The following is a 15212-nucleotide window of genomic DNA, read 5'->3' on the forward strand; positions in this document are numbered from 1 at the left end:
GGAATCAGAGAGTTGCACGGATTGCAACATGCAGGTTTTCAATGATCGGAAATAAAACCGCCCTGGCGGGTTCGCCACTTCGCGATGAAGGCAAGGTCGAAACGTTAACAGACGGGCTTATTCCCCAGACAAAATTATCTGGCGTTTCAGCATTTTAAATCCGCGGCCTGAATCAGTCTCTCAATCGAAGCACCGTGACCGGCAGTGCATTGCGAGGCCTGCGGTGTTTAACAATCACATTATTTGCATTATTTCTTTTTTAGCATTCCATAGGAACAAAAATTGCGTTAACGCAGTCCCTGCCTTCCAAGGCATGACATTCCAATCATCTGAAATGGAACCCAAACCATGACTGACGCGGTATCTCGGGTATCGTCGACAGCTGGCAATTCGAACGCTGTAAAGACAAATTCGCCTGCACGAGTTCTCACTGCCAGCCTGGTCGGCACGACCATCGAGTTTTTCGATTTTTACGTTTACGCCACGGCCGCGGTGCTCGTGTTCCCGGCCCTGTTCTTCCCGAACAGCGACCCGACGACGGCGCTTCTGGCATCCTTTGCCACCTTCTCCATCGCCTTTTTCGCCCGCCCGCTCGGCGCGGTGGTTTTCGGCCATTATGGTGATCGCGTTGGCCGCAAGGCGACGCTTGTCGCAGCTCTGCTCACCATGGGCGTGTCGACGGTCGTGATCGGCCTTCTGCCGACCTATGAGACGGCCGGCGTTCTGGCGCCGCTGCTTTTGGCGCTTTGCCGCTTCGGCCAGGGTTTTGGCCTTGGCGGAGAATGGGGCGGCGCAGTCTTGCTCGCCACGGAAAATGCCCCGCCCGGTAAACGCAGCTGGTACGGCATGTTCCCGCAGCTCGGAGCACCCGTCGGTCTCTTCCTCTCCTCCGGCGTCTTCTGGATTCTGCTGCACTTCATGTCGCAGGAAGCGCTCCTGAGCTGGGGCTGGCGCATCCCCTTCGTCGCCTCGATCATTCTGATCGCTGTCGGCATGTGGGTTCGCCTGTCGATCACCGAAACGCCCGACTTCCAGAAAGCGATCGAAAAGGAAGAACGTGTGGCCGTGCCGATTGCGGAACTGTTCCGCAGCCACAAGCGCAGCCTCGTGCTCGGTACCTTCGTGGCGCTGGCCACCTTCGTGCTGTTCTATATCGGCACTGCCTATCTGCTGTCTTACAACGTCAAGGTTCTGAGAATCCCGTTCCTCGACGCGCTGGAAGTACAGATCCTCGGCTCCATCGTCTTCGGCATCTTCATCCCGGTCGCCGGCAAGCTCGCCGAGAAATTCGGCCGTCGTGAAGTCCTGATCGTGACGACGATACTGATCGGCCTGTTCTCCTTCCTGCTGCCCAGCCTGATGACTGGCGGCGAAGGGTCGATCTTCGTCTTCGCGGCTCTGGCGATGATGCTGATGGGCATGACCTACGGCCTGATCGGCACGGCGCTTGCGGCCCCCTTCCCGACCCGCGTGCGCTACACCGGCTCGTCCATCACCTTCAACATGGCCGGCATCTTCGGCGCATCGCTGGCGCCTTACATCGCCACATGGCTGCAGGTGAATTACGGCATGGGTTATGTGGGTTATTACCTCTGCATCTCCGCCCTCATCACGCTGGCCTGCATTTTTCTGTCCCGCAAGGACGAAGTCTGATCTGAGACCATCGACATCAAAAAGCCCGCGAAACCTTCGTTTCGCGGGCTTTTCCTTGTCTATTTCTGCTTAAGCCACTGCCTGGCGCCGCTCGACATGACCGCTCATGCAAACGCGATTGCGTCCTCCGCCCTTGGCCCGATAAAGCGCGAGATCGGCATTGTGCATGACCTTGTCGAAGATTTCGGCGTCGCCGCGAAAGGCGACGCCAATTGAAATCGTCACCGTAATTCGCAGATCCTGATACTCCACCGGCGTCGTCTCGATCGCCGCACGAACCCTTTCGCACATCTGCAGAAACGCGAGCGGGCTGGTTTCCTGCACGACGACGAACTCCTCGCCACCCAGGCGGGCGACATGCGCGGGAGGATCGAAATGCTCCCTTATCCGGCGGGCGACGCTTGCGATGACGAGGTCACCAACAAGATGGCTGTACCCGTCGTTCACTGCTTTGAAATGATCGATGTCCAAAAAGGCAACACAATAGTCGCTGCCAAGTTCGGCGCATGCCGCATAAAGGCCTAGCCGGTTGCTAAGGCCAGTCAGCGCGTCCGTATGGCTCAGGTGCAGGAAGCGTTCGTGCGATTGCACGAGAATTTGCACTTCCCTCGCATTCAGCCAGCAGACCAGCAACGTCACCGTAAAGGCGACAGCCCCGCCGAGCGTCACGCTTAACATGATCCCGTTGAAGAGATCGGTCACGAGCCCGAACTGCGCGAGAAGTGTCAGGCCACCCGTGCACATCACGATGACAATGAGCGTCACGAGACAAGCGATACGAACGGAGAATTCAAGAGGCCCCAGCCGCCGGCGACCCGCCTGCGTAGCGACCGAAAAACTCATCATCTCGATCGGTTTTTTCCAAAGACCCAACATCATGCTCAGAGTGCCTAAATCACGTAATGCCGTTGGTATTTGCAAATAAAGAAATATTTAATATTTAAGGAGCGGGGCGTTACTTCGCCCACTCACGTATTTGTCGCCAAGATTATGGCAAAAATCGTTGACCGACCGTTACGATAAACGCAACGGTCTTATCAACACTCGTATTTTCTTTCAGTATAGAAGCGCGATCAAGGCTTACGCCCCGAGGAACGGCTCCACTTCACGGCCCGGCATGAAGAGGCCAAGGCGCTTGATTTCCCATTCCAGCCGGATACCCGATTTCTCGAACACGCGCCTGCGGATGGTCTCGCCCAGATATTCCAGATCGTAACCGGTCGCATGGCCGGTATTGATCATGAAATTGCAATGCAGCGACGACATCTGCGCGCCGCCAATGACCAGACCACGGCCACCCGCCTCGTCGATCAGTTCCCAGGCGGAATGACCTTCGGGATTCTTGAAGGTTGAACCACCGGTCTGTTCGCGGATCGGCTGCACGGTCTCGCGGTGATGCCGCACGGCGTCCATATCCGCCCGGATCTTCGCCTTGTCTTCCGGATAACCCTCAAACAGTGCGCCGGTGAAGATCAGGCCCGCATCCGCGCCCGAATGGCGGTAGCTGTAGCCCATATCCGCATTGGAAAGCACATGCTGGTTGCCCTGACGGTCGACCGCATAGACCTCCACCACCCGTTCATGCGTCTCGCCGCCATTGGCGCCGGCATTCATGCGCAGCGCACCACCGATGGAGCCGGGAATGCCGTAATAGAAGTGGAAACCGCCGATGCCATTATCCATGGCCATGGCCGCAATATGTTTGTCCGGGCAGATCGCGCCGGCCTTGATGCGGTTTTCGCCCGCAAGCTCCACCGAACCGAAGCCCTTGGCGGAGAGGCGCACGACGACGCCCGGAATGCCGCCATCACGCACCAGCAGGTTCGAGCCGACGCCGACCACGGTCAACGGCACGTCTTCCGGCAGAATTTTCAGGAAGGCGATCAGATCGTCGGTATCGTGCGGCTGGAACATCACCTCCGCAAGACCGCCGGCTCTGAACCACGTCACGCGGTCCATGGGCGCATCCGGTGTCAGACGTCCCCGCAATTCATTTACCCCGTCGCCGAGCCTCCCCAGCAATTTAACCCCATCGACCTGTCTCATTCAGACTTTCCTGATATGCTCTTCAATTCCGAAGGCAGCGCGGCTGCCCATTGTGTGATATTTCCAGCCCCCAAGAGAACCACAAAATCACCCGGATTCGCAATGGCTGTGACCTGCGACGCAAGGTCCTCCCGTTTTTCGAGGAAACGGGCGTCACGGTGACCGGCAGCCTTGATGGCTGAAACCAGCGCTTCCGAGCTTGCACCTTCAATCGGATCTTCGCCCGCAGCATAGACCGGGGCAAGAAGAATCGTATCGGCATCGTTGAAACAATGGGCGAAATCGTCAAACAGGCTGGAAAGACGGCTGTAGCGGTGCGGTTGGTGCACGGCGATGATGCGACCCTTGCAGGCCTCCCGCGCTGCCGCCAGCACGGCCTTGATCTCAACCGGATGATGGCCGTAATCGTCGAAGACCTGCACGCCATTGGCCTCACCCGTCAGCGTGAAGCGACGCTTGACACCGGCAAAGGAGGCAAGTCCCTTCTTGATGTCGGCTTCCGAGATGCCGAGACGGTTGGCAACTGCAATCGCCGCCGTTGCATTGGACACATTGTGGCGTCCGGGCATCGGCAGTACGAGGTCCTTGAAGGAGAATATCTTGCCGGTGCGGCGACGACGGATTTCCACGTCGAAGATCGACCGCGTACCATCGATGCGGACATTCGAGAACCGCACGTCGGCCTGCGGGTTCTCACCGTATGTGATGACCTTGCGGTCCTCGATCCGGCCGACCAGCGCCTGCACTTCAGGGTGATCGAGGCACATTACGCCGAAACCGTAGAACGGCACGTTCTCGACGAACTGTCGGAAAGCAGCGCGCACGGCGTCGAAATTGCCATAGTGATCCAGATGCTCCGGATCGATATTGGTGATGACGGCCACATCGGCCGGCAGCTTCAGGAAGGTGCCGTCGGATTCGTCGGCCTCCACCACCATCCACTCGCCCTCGCCCATGCGCGCATTGGTGCCATAGGCATTGATGATGCCGCCATTGATGACGGTAGGGTCGAGATTGCCGGCTTCGAGCAGCGTTGCGACCATGGAGGTCGTCGTTGTCTTGCCGTGGGTGCCGCCAATGGCGATGGCATTGCGGAAACGCATCAACTCGGCGAGCATTTCGGCGCGGCGAACGATCGGCAGGTGTTTTTCACGCGCGGCGATCAGTTCCGGGTTGTTCTTCTTGATTGCGGTGGAAACGACAACAACCTCGGCATCACCGAGATTATCCGCCGTGTGGCCAACGAAAACCTCGATGCCCTTGTCGCGCAGGCGCTGCACATTGGCGCTGTCGGCCTGATCCGACCCCTGAACGCGATGGCCGAGATTGTGAAGCACTTCGGCAATGCCGCTCATGCCGATCCCGCCTATGCCGATGAAATGCACAAGGCCTATGGCTTTCGGCATCTTCATGCCCCAACTCCTTCATTCTTCTTCTTGAATTCCTGTACGGACCGGCCTTCGGCAATCGCCTCGACCAGATCGGCCAGCACATCCGCCGCATGCGGTTTTCCGGTCGCCTTGGCCGCTGCCGCGGTGGCAGAAAGCCGGTCGGGCTCGGCAAGCGCCGATGACAACAGGCTGGAAAGCTTCTGCGGCGACAGTTCCGCCTGCTTGATGACGCTTGCCCCGCCGGCTGCCGAAAGCGCTGCCGCATTCGCCGCCTGATCATGGTCCAGCGCATGCGGATAGGGCACGAGGATCGACGGACGGCCGATCACCGAAAGCTCCGATACGGTCGAGGCGCCCGAGCGGCTGATGACGAGATCGGCCTCACCGATGCGTGAGGCCATGTCGCCGAAGAAGGGGGAAACGTCAGCCTTCACACCAAGCTTCTGGTAGGAGGCGATGACGCTGTCCTTGTCTTCGGGGCGCGCCTGCTGGGTCACGACGATACGCTTGCGCTGCTCGTCCTTCATCAGGCAGATCGCCGCCGGAACGGCGCTGGAAAAGAACTGCGCGCCCTGGCTGCCGCCGAAAACCACGAGCTGGAAGGTCTCGCCCGTCTGTGAAGGCGTATAGGGAATTTCGGATGCAGCCAGCACCGCCGGGCGCACCGGATTGCCGGTCGCAACCGTCTTCTCCGAATATTGGCCGTTGGCGGGCGGCAGGAAGCCGCCGGCAATCGCCTTCACGCGGGCAGCGAGCGCCTTGTTGGCGCGGCCCATCACCGCATTCTGCTCGTGAATGATCGAAGGAACGCCAAGTCCGGTCGAGGCCAGCAGCGGCGGCACGGTGGGATAACCGCCGAAACCGACAACCGCGACCGGCTTCAGTTTCGTCACCAGCCGGCGCGCGGTGCGCAGGCCCACCCAAAGCTTCCAGAGCGAACGCACGACCGAAATCGGGTTCTTAGAGCCGATGGTGGCTGAAGGCACGACGTGAATTTCATCGGCCGGAAACTTGCCGGCATAACGCTCGGCGCGGCTGTCGGTGACGAGATGCACCTGATAACCGCGCGCCTTCAGCGTATGCGCCAAGGCCTCTGCCGGAAACACATGGCCGCCGGTTCCACCGGCGGCGAGAAGAACAACACCCTTGCTCATGATCGTTTACTCCGCAGGAACGCCGGAACCGACCCGGAAGAAGCTGCGCTCCTGCGCCCGCTTTTCAGGTCTGTGGCGTGTCAGCGCCAGAAGGAAGCCAGCCGTGACGCAAATCGCCATCATCGACGAACCGCCATAGGAAATCAGCGGCAACGTCATGCCCTTGGCGGGCATCAGCTCCAGATTGACGCCGATATTGATCATCGACTGCATGCCGATTTGAAGGACCAGACCGGCCACAGCAAAACGGCAGAAATCGTCCTTTTCCTTAAAGGCGTGCGAGAGGCCGCGCAGCACGATGAAGGCGAAGATCGCAACGAGGAACATGCAGAATATAATGCCGAATTCTTCCGCCGCCACCGAGAAAATGAAGTCGGTATGGCTGTCTGGAATGATGCGCTTGACGATGCCTTCGCCCGGTCCGCGACCGAACCAGTCACCGCGGATGATCGCCTCACGCGCGGTATCCACCTGGAACGTATCGCCCTCCCCCGTCCAGAACCGGTCGATACGGCCCGCAACGTGCGGCAACATGAGATAGGCGGTCACAATGCCGCCGACACCGAGACCACCGAGCATGATGATCCAGAACCACGGCACGCCCGCCATGAAGAACATGCCGCCCCAGACCACCGATGTCAGGATCGTCTGGCCAAAGTCCGGCTGGGCGATCAGAAGTGCCGCCACGATGCCAAAGGTGATGATGGCGAAGAGATTGCCCGGAATTTCAGGATGGCGCGCCCGCTCAGCAAAGAGCCATGCACAGACAATGACGAAGGCCGGCTTCATGAATTCCGAAGGCTGGATCGAGAAAGTACCGATGGAAATCCAGCGCCGCGCGCCCTTGACCTCGATGCCGAAGAACAGCGCAAAGATCATCATCAACAGCGCAGCGATCAGCATGATGACCGCCACACGCCTGACCTGACGGGGTGACAGGAAAGAAAGGCCGACCATGATTGCCAGTGACGGCACCATGAACATCGCCTGGCGTTCGACGAAGAAGAAGCTGTTGAGACCGATACGCTCGGCAACCGCAGGCGACGCTGCAAAGGACAGCATCAGGCCGATGCCCATCAGCGCGATGAACGCCGCCAGAAAGAAACGGTCGATGGTCCAGAACCATTCCGCGACCGGACCGCGATCAACTCGGCTTACCATGGCCTCAGCCCCCTTTTCCAGAGTGAACGAGCATCGTCATGCCATCGAGCGCCGCAACCTGCGCGACGAACGAATCACCTCTGATTTCAAAGTTCTTATATTGATCGAAGCTTGCGCAAGCCGGGGATAACATCACGACATTGCCGGCCGTCGCATCTTTTTCCGCATCGGCTGCCGCATGCTGCACCGCCTTGTCCAGCGTGCCCGATATTTCGTAGGGCACCGCCTCGCCAAGCGTCGCTGCAAATTCTGCTGCCGCCTCGCCGATCAGATAGGCCTTGGCGATGCGCGGAAAGAGCGGCGAAAGGCTGGTGATGCCACCCGCCTTGGGCAGACCGCCGGCGATCCAGTAGATGCGGTCAAAGCTCGAAAGTGCGGGCGCTGCCGCATCGGCGTTGGTCGCCTTGCTATCATTAACGAAGGTGACATTGCCACGCCGGCCGACGGGCTGCATGCGGTGCTTGAGACCGGGGAAGGACTTGAGACCGGCACGAATTTCCTCTTCGGAAACACCGACCACAAGGCAGGCAGCAATCGCTGCCGCTGCATTCTGTGCATTGTGGCTGCCGCGAAGCGTCTGGATACCGTCGAGATCGACCAGCAGCGAAGACGTGCCGCCATGCGCCCTGAGTATCTGGCTGCCTTCGGCATAGAGACCTTCGGAAACGACATTGCGCTTGGAGATGCGCTCCACCTTGACGCCGGCGCGCTCGATGCGATCGGCAATCAGCGTCGAATGACTGTCATCCACGCCGACAATCGCAGTGCCGCTGCCGGCCACCAGCCGTTCCTTGACGTCGGCATAATGCTGCATCGTGCCGTGCCGGTCGAGATGGTCAGGCGTCAGATTGAGCAGAATGCCGGCGGTCGGATTGATCGTCGGTGCCAGATCGATCTGGTAGGACGAGCATTCCACCACGTAGAAACGTTGTGCCTTGGGCGGATCGAGGCTCAGCACCGCCGTGCCGATATTGCCGCCGAGCTGGGTATCGCGGCCCGATGATTGCAGAATATGCGCGATCAACGCTGTCGTCGTCGACTTGCCGTTGGTGCCGGTAATCGCGATAAAAGGGCAATCCGGCGCATGCGCCCGCCGCTCACGGATGAAAAGCTCGATATCGCCGATCACTTCGACGCCCGCCGCCTTCGCAAGGTCCACCGACCAATGCGGCTTCGGATGCGTCAACGGGACTCCCGGAGCCAGCACAAACGACGAAAACGAAGACCAGTCAATCGTGTGGAGATCCGCATTCGCAATACCCTCGGCCTGCGCCTTCGCGACGCTGTCAGGATTGTCGTCAAAAGCAACGACATCAGCACCACCGGCAACCAGCGCGCGGGCGGTGACGAGACCGGAACCGCCGAGCCCAAAGAGAGCGACTTTCTTACCCCTAAACGACGTGACCGGGATCATCGCTCACCTCAGCTTCAGGGTGGCAAGACCGAGCAGCGCGAGGCCGACGGAGATGATCCAGAAACGGATAACCACCTGGCTTTCCGTCCAGCCCTTTTTCTCGAAATGGTGATGGATCGGCGCCATCAGGAACACACGGCGGCCGGTGCGTTTGAACCAGAAGACCTGGATGATGACCGACAGCGTTTCCATAACGAACAGACCGCCGACGATGACCATGACGATCTCATGCTTGGTGGCGACGGCGATGGAGCCGATCAGACCGCCGAGCGCCAGCGAACCCGTATCGCCCATGAAAATGGCGGCGGGCGGTGCATTGAACCACAGAAAACCGAGGCCCGCGCCGATGACCGCACCGACGATGACGGCGAGTTCACCCGTGCCGGGCACGAAATTGATCTGCAGGTAATTGGCAAAAACCGCGTTACCGGCGAGATAGGCGATCACGCCGAAGGTGGCGGCAGCGATCATGACCGGCACGATGGCGAGACCATCGAGACCATCGGTCAGGTTCACCGCATTGCCCGCGCCGACGATGACGAAAGCACCGAACAGCACGAAGAAATAACCGAGATTGATCACGAATTCCTTGAAGAAGGGAAAGGCGATGGAGCTGCCGAGCGTGCCGCCATGTGGTGCAGAGGCAAGCGCCATCTTCATCATGAAGAACACGGCAATCGCCGCAATCAGAAATTCGATGCCGAGACGGGCCTTGCCGGAGAAACCCTTGTCGCTCTGCTTCGTCACCTTCAGATAATCGTCGTAAAAGCCGATGGCGCCGAAACCGAGCGTCACCATCAGAACGGCGACGACATAGACGTTCGACAGGTCACCCCAGAGCAGCGAACCGCCGAGGATGCCGGCAAGGATCATCAGCCCGCCCATGGTCGGCGTGCCGGCCTTCTTGAAATGGGTCTGCGGCCCGTCGGCGCGGATCGGCTGGCCCTTGCCCTGACGCACGCGCAACGAGTTGATGATCGCCGGTCCGAACAGGAACACGATCAACGCAGAGGTGAACATTGCAGCACCCGCCCGGAAGGTGATGTACCGGAAGAGGTTGAACAGTTGAACTTTGTCCGACAGTTCGACGAGCCAGATCAGCATAATTGCCCTTTCAAAAGGCTATTTCAGACTTGGCGTTCCGTCTCGGGGAATGCCGGATACTTGTCAAGCAGGGCGGCGACAATCTTGCCGAAACCAAGCCCAAGTGACGATTTTACCATCAGCGCGTCTCCCGGTTGCACCCATTGCAGGGCGAAATCGGTGAGTTCCGCCGTCGTCGGGAACCAGATGACGGTGACGCCGTCAGGCAGCGCGTCGCGAAGCGCGGCCATGGCCTCGCCCGCGAGCCAGACATGTTCGATACCGGCAGCGAGCAGCGGCCCGGCCAGCTCTTCGTGCAATTGCGCCGAAAACTCGCCCATTTCCAGCATATCGCCGAGAACGGCGACGCGCCGGCCGTGACCCTGCGTTTCCGTTTCCGCCAGTACGGCAATCGCCGCACGCATGGAGGCCGGATTGGCATTGTAGCTTTCATCGATCAGCAGGAAGGATCCGCCATTGATCGTCAGATGGTGGCGCTGGCCACGTCCCTTTACCGCCTCGAGCGTTCCGAGCGCCTCAAACGCACGGTCGAGATTGGCGCCGGTGACGGCAACGGCACCAAGGACCGCCATCGCATTATCGGCGATGTGCCGGCCGGGAATGTTGATGTGCAGCTCGCTGGTTTCGCCGTTGAGGATCGCCCAGATCGTCGAACCCGTCGTCGTGCTCTCGAAATCCGCGAGGCGGAAATCGGCCTTGGCATGCTGGCCAAAAGTGAGGATATGTTCGATACCCGCCTCCTGCGCCGCCTCTTCAAGCTGCTCGAACTGGGCGTTGTCGCGGTTGAGGATGACGGAGCCGCCCTCTTCCACGCCTTCGAAAATTTCGGCCTTCGCGGCAGCGATCTCTTCGATATTCTGGAAATTGCCGAGATGGGCTGCCGCGATGGTGGTGATGATCGCCACATGCGGGCGGACCATCTTTACCAGCGGCCGGATTTCGCCGGAATGGTTCATGCCGATTTCGAAGACACCGAATTCCGTATCGGCTGGCATGCGTGCGAGCGTCAGCGGTACGCCCCAATGGTTGTTGAAGGACGCCACCGCCGCATGCACCCGCCCCGAAGGGGCCAGAGCCTGCCGCAGCATTTCCTTGGTCGTGGTCTTGCCCACCGAACCGGTCACCGCGATGATGCGCGCCGAGGTTCGTTCGCGCGCCGCAAGGGCAAGCTTGCCGAGGGCTGCAAGGACGTCCTCGACCACGATCATCGGCACGGTCAGGCGACCAAGCGCCGGCAGCTTGGCTTCGGCAACCACCAGAAGGCTGGCGCCGTTGGCAACGGCAAAGCTGGTATAGTCATGGCCATCCACCCGATCACCCTTGATCGCGAAGAAGGCTTCACCCTGTTTGACCGTCCGGCTGTCGATGGAAATGCCGGTGATACCGGTCGGCAGGTTGCCCACGGGGCGGCCTGCCGTGATGGCGATCATGTCGGCGACTGTCCATAACCAGCTCAAATCTTCGATCCTTCCAGCCCTGCCAGTGCAGAGCGCACCTGTTCATGATCGGAAAACGGCAGCGTCACGGAGCCGACGATCTGCCCTTCTTCGTGCCCCTTGCCCGCGACGATCAGCGTATCGCCATGCGACAGCATCGACACCGCATGACGGATCGCCTCTGCCCGATCGCCGATTTCCAACGCGCCGGCCGCCGCGGCCATGACCTCGGAACGGATCGTTGCAGCATCTTCCGAACGCGGATTGTCGTCCGTGACGATGACGATGTCGGAAAGCCGCGTCGCCACCTCGCCCATGATCGGGCGCTTGCCCTTGTCGCGGTCGCCACCACAACCGAAAACGGTGATGATGCGGCCGGAGGTAAAGGGCCGGACCGAGGTCAGCACGTTTTCCAGCGCGTCGGGCTTGTGGGCGTAGTCCACATAGGCGAGCGCGCCGTTCTTCGTCTGGCCGACGAGTTCGAGACGACCGGCAGCGCCAACAAGCTTTTCAAGCGCCTTCAACGCTGTCGCGGCGGGAACGCCGGTGGACATGGCAAGACCGGCAGCGACAAGCGCATTCGCCACCTGGAAATCACCGGCCAATGGAATGTCGACTTCAAAGATCACGCCGTCATGATGCACTTCGATCATCTGCTTGTGACGGAAATGCTCGACGCGCTTCAGCGTCAGATATTGACCGTTGCGGCCGACGGTGCGCACCTCGAGACCTGCTTCGCGCGCCGCGCGGATCGCCTTGTCCGACCAAGGATCGTCGGCAAAGATCACGGCGGGAGCGCCTTTTTCCATCAGCGTATCGAAGAGCCGCATCTTGGCAGCCATATAGTCCTCGATGGTCGGATGGTAATCCATGTGATCGCGGCCGAGATTGGTGAAGCCGGCGGCGGAAAGGTGCACGCCATCAAGACGGCGCTGGTCCAGACCATGGCTGGAGGCCTCCATTGCCGCATGGGTCACGCCTTCGCTCGCAAGTTCGGCCAGAAGCGCGTGCAGCGTCACCGGATCGGGCGTCGTCAGCGCGCCATAATCTTCGCGACCAGGAGCGATGACGCCCGTGGTGCCGATCTGAGCGGCGGCATGGCCAGCAAAAGCCCAGATCTGCCGCACGAAGGAGGCGACGGATGTTTTGCCCGCCGTGCCGGTGACGGCAACCATGGTATCAGGTTGTTTTCCGTAAAAACGGGAAGCGGCAAGCGAGAGATAAAGGCGTGGGTCCGTGACCACCAGCACCGGCACGTCGGCTTCGACCGCATGTCCGGAAACAACGGCGACCGCACCTTTGGCAACCGCGTCCTTCACATAGGCCGTACCATCAGCCTTGGTGCCCGCAACCGCGACGAACAGGCTGCCGGGCGCAGCCTTGCGGCTGTCTGCGGTGACCCCCCCGATTTCGATCGCCCCTGTTTCAGACAGGAGCAATTCCTTCAATTCCGGAAACGCATTTCCGGATATATCTCGCAAATTCATCGACTGTGTCCGTCTTGTCCCCCCGGCGCGAATCGCCGGAACATCATAAGCTAACAATCAATAAGACACGAGCAAGGCCGAGCCATCCTTGCCGAACTTCGGCTTCACGCCCAGCACCGCCGCCGTGCGGGTGATGATGTCGTGCACCATCGGTGCTGCGGACGTGCCGGCAAGCGCCGCGCCGTTGCCCTTGTCCGTCTTCGGCTCATCGATGAAGGACAGCACCACATATTGCGGGTCGTCCATCGGGAAGGCCGACAGGAAGGCGTTGAAGTTCTTGTCGTGCACGTAACGCCCGTTGACGACCTTGTCGGCCGTGCCGGTCTTGCCGCCCACGTTGAAACCGTCGACGCGCGCATTGCGGCCGGAACCGTTGACGCCGTTCCATTCGAACAGGAAACGCATATCCTTGCTGGCGCCGGGCTTCAGAACCTGTTTCGCCACCTGATCCGCCTGTTCGCGGGTGCGCGGCAGGAATGTCGGCTCGATCAGCTTGCCACCATTGACGAGCGCCGCACCGGCAACCGCCGTCTGCAGCGGTGTCGTGGAAACACCGTGACCGAAGGAAATGGTAATGGAGTTGATCTTCTTCCATTCGCGCGGCTGCGACGGCAACGCCACTTCCGGCAGTTCGGTCTGCATGCGGGTCAGGAGGCCAAGCCGCGTCAGGAATTCCTTGTGGCCTTCGGTACCAACGGTGTCGGCGATCTTGGCCGTACCGATATTCGAAGAAAACTGGAAGATTTCCGGCACCGAAAGCATCCGGCCCTTGCCGTGGAAGTCCTTGATGGTGAAGCCGCCGATGCGGATCGGATAACGCGCATCGAACATATCACCGAGACGGACGCGGCCCGAATCGAGACCCATGGCAATCGTGAAGGACTTGAAAGTGGACCCCATTTCGAACGTGCCGTTCGACATGCGGTTGAGCCAGCCTTCCTTGGCGCCTTCGGCCGGGTTGTTCGGATCGTAATCCGGCACCGAGGCCATGGCGAGGACTTCTCCGGTATGCACGTCCAGAACCACGGCACCCGCACCGATCGCCTGGAACTTGGCGATCGCCGCCGTCACGACTTCACGCACGATGGACTGCACGCGCAGATCGATCGAAAGCTTCACCGGTTCCAGCGGCTGGTCGCTGGTCATGCCGAGCGCCGTCAGATCGGCCAGACCCTGGCTGTCGACGTAACGTTCCATGCCGGCAACGCCGCGATTGTCGATGTTGACGTGGCCGACGACATGGGCGGCGGTCGGCCCACCGGGATAAAAGCGGCGCTTTTCCGGACGGAACCCGACGCCGGGAATGCCGAGCGCCAGGATCTGGCTCTGCTGCTTCGGCGTCAGCTGACGGCGCAGCCACTGGAAACGCGAATTGGAGGTGAGCTTCTGATAGGTACCGCGCTGGTCGAGGTCAGGCAGGACGGTGCGCAGCTTTTCGATGGCCTCGTCGATATCGACAATGCGATGCGGCTCGGCAAACAGCGAGACGGTGCGGATATCGGTGGCCAGCACCTCGCCGTTGCGGTCGAGGAGATCGGGGCGCGACGCCATCAGCCGGTCTGCGGGCGCGATGCTCGACACCGTTTCCTGTTCCGCCATGCCATATTGCACCAGACGGCCACCGACGACGGCATAAAAGGCAATGAAACCGAAAATGAGAAGGCCGACGCGGCTTTTCGCCTGGGCGGCGCGCTTCTTGCGGGCGCCCTCAAAAGCAGCGTGGTCGGTATAGACACCGGTGGTGCTGGCGGAAAAGTGAGCCTTGCTCTTCAGGACCATGACACGGGAAAGGAAAGACATCAGCGGTTCACCGATCCTGTTATGGTTTCATCCATCTCGCCGGTTTCATCGCCGGTGGTGGCGGAGGCAACCGGTACAGGTGTCGGCGCCGGCGCCGGACGTGAAACGCGTGCGCGGGGCGTCGGAACCGGAACGCCGTTCACGGCGATCTGGCCGGCGGGCGGCGATTTCGGCTTCGAGGCGCCACCGAGCGTGGCGCCCGGCTTGGAACCGTTGACGGCGGCGGCAATCACGTCCTCGACGCTCATGCCTTCAGGTTCGGGTGGCTGCGGCAATTGCGAGCGCAGCATGGGAAGCTCGCGCGGCTGCGCCAGTTGCGTCGGCAGCGTCGGCGAAAGGCCAAGCTCGGTCTGATAGGCGTTCACGACACGGTGCAGACGGTTCGGCTGCGTCAGAAGCGCCCAGTCGGCTCTCAAAAGATCGATCGTATCCTTTTCAAGCTTGATCTCGGCCTCGAGCTTGCGGACCTCCTCAAGCTTCAGATCGGCCTTGTGCTTGATCGAATAGGTCACGACGGCCGCAGCGACCATCACACCCATCAAGATGACATCGAAAGTGCGCAGCAT

12 protein-coding genes are annotated in these 15212 nt (G+C 60.4%); 1 reads left to right on the plus strand and 11 read right to left on the minus strand.

Annotation, left to right across the window (positions count from 1 at the left end):
* Positions 1–348: 348 nt before the first annotated feature.
* Complete coding sequence (locus tag GSF67_RS09615; RefSeq protein ID WP_006310442.1) at positions 349–1653, plus strand: MFS transporter; 1305 nt, start codon at positions 349–351, stop codon at positions 1651–1653.
* Positions 1654–1722: 69 nt separating this feature from the next.
* On the opposite strand, the gene GSF67_RS09620 is transcribed toward GSF67_RS09615, so the two are convergent.
* The 11 genes from GSF67_RS09620 to GSF67_RS09670 all read right to left on the minus strand — a co-directional run bounded on the left by GSF67_RS09620 (position 1723) and on the right by GSF67_RS09670 (position 15212).
* Positions 1723–2532 (minus strand): GGDEF domain-containing protein, encoded by an 810-nt coding sequence (locus GSF67_RS09620; protein WP_006310443.1) that lies wholly within the window; start codon positions 2530–2532, stop codon positions 1723–1725.
* Positions 2533–2733: 201 nt separating this feature from the next.
* Positions 2734–3699: a UDP-N-acetylmuramate dehydrogenase gene (murB, locus tag GSF67_RS09625; protein ID WP_006310444.1), complete on the minus strand. Its 966-nt coding sequence runs from the start codon at positions 3697–3699 to the stop codon at positions 2734–2736.
* Positions 3696–5111 carry a UDP-N-acetylmuramate--L-alanine ligase gene (murC, locus tag GSF67_RS09630; protein ID WP_006310445.1) on the minus strand — a complete coding sequence of 472 codons (1416 nt, stop codon included), beginning with the start codon at positions 5109–5111 and terminating at the stop codon, positions 3696–3698. Before murC ends, murB begins: the two co-directional genes overlap by 4 nt.
* Entirely contained in the window at positions 5108–6244 is a 1137-nt protein-coding gene (gene murG / locus GSF67_RS09635) for an undecaprenyldiphospho-muramoylpentapeptide beta-N-acetylglucosaminyltransferase (RefSeq protein WP_006310446.1), read from the minus strand. The genes murC and murG overlap by 4 nt, the downstream gene beginning before the upstream one ends.
* A 6-nt stretch (positions 6245–6250) precedes the next feature.
* A complete protein-coding gene (ftsW, locus tag GSF67_RS09640) occupies positions 6251–7405 on the minus strand; it encodes a putative lipid II flippase FtsW (RefSeq protein ID WP_006310447.1) in 1155 nt (384 codons plus the stop codon).
* Between the two features lie 4 nt (positions 7406–7409).
* Positions 7410–8819: a UDP-N-acetylmuramoyl-L-alanine--D-glutamate ligase gene (murD, locus tag GSF67_RS09645; protein WP_006310448.1), complete on the minus strand. Its 1410-nt coding sequence runs from the start codon at positions 8817–8819 to the stop codon at positions 7410–7412.
* A gap of 3 nt (positions 8820–8822) precedes the next feature.
* A complete protein-coding gene (gene mraY, locus GSF67_RS09650; RefSeq protein WP_006310449.1) occupies positions 8823–9923 on the minus strand; it encodes a phospho-N-acetylmuramoyl-pentapeptide-transferase in 1101 nt (366 codons plus the stop codon).
* A 23-nt stretch (positions 9924–9946) separates the two neighbouring features.
* Positions 9947–11380, minus strand: a complete 1434-nt coding sequence (locus GSF67_RS09655; RefSeq protein ID WP_006310450.1) for a UDP-N-acetylmuramoylalanyl-D-glutamyl-2,6-diaminopimelate--D-alanyl-D-alanine ligase — start codon at positions 11378–11380, stop codon at positions 9947–9949.
* The gene (locus GSF67_RS09660; RefSeq protein WP_006310451.1) at positions 11377–12846 is read right to left on the minus strand and encodes a UDP-N-acetylmuramoyl-L-alanyl-D-glutamate--2,6-diaminopimelate ligase; all 1470 of its coding nucleotides are present in this window, start codon (positions 12844–12846) and stop codon (positions 11377–11379) included. Before GSF67_RS09660 ends, GSF67_RS09655 begins: the two co-directional genes overlap by 4 nt.
* A gap of 57 nt (positions 12847–12903) precedes the next feature.
* Complete coding sequence (locus GSF67_RS09665) at positions 12904–14646, minus strand: penicillin-binding protein 2 (RefSeq protein WP_006310452.1); 1743 nt, start codon at positions 14644–14646, stop codon at positions 12904–12906.
* Positions 14646–15212, minus strand: a complete 567-nt coding sequence (locus GSF67_RS09670) for a hypothetical protein (protein ID WP_006310453.1) — start codon at positions 15210–15212, stop codon at positions 14646–14648. The genes GSF67_RS09665 and GSF67_RS09670 overlap by 1 nt, the downstream gene beginning before the upstream one ends.

It is taken from the genome of Agrobacterium sp. CGMCC 11546 (assembly GCF_013365515.1).
GTDB lineage: Bacteria > Pseudomonadota > Alphaproteobacteria > Rhizobiales > Rhizobiaceae > Agrobacterium > Agrobacterium fabrum.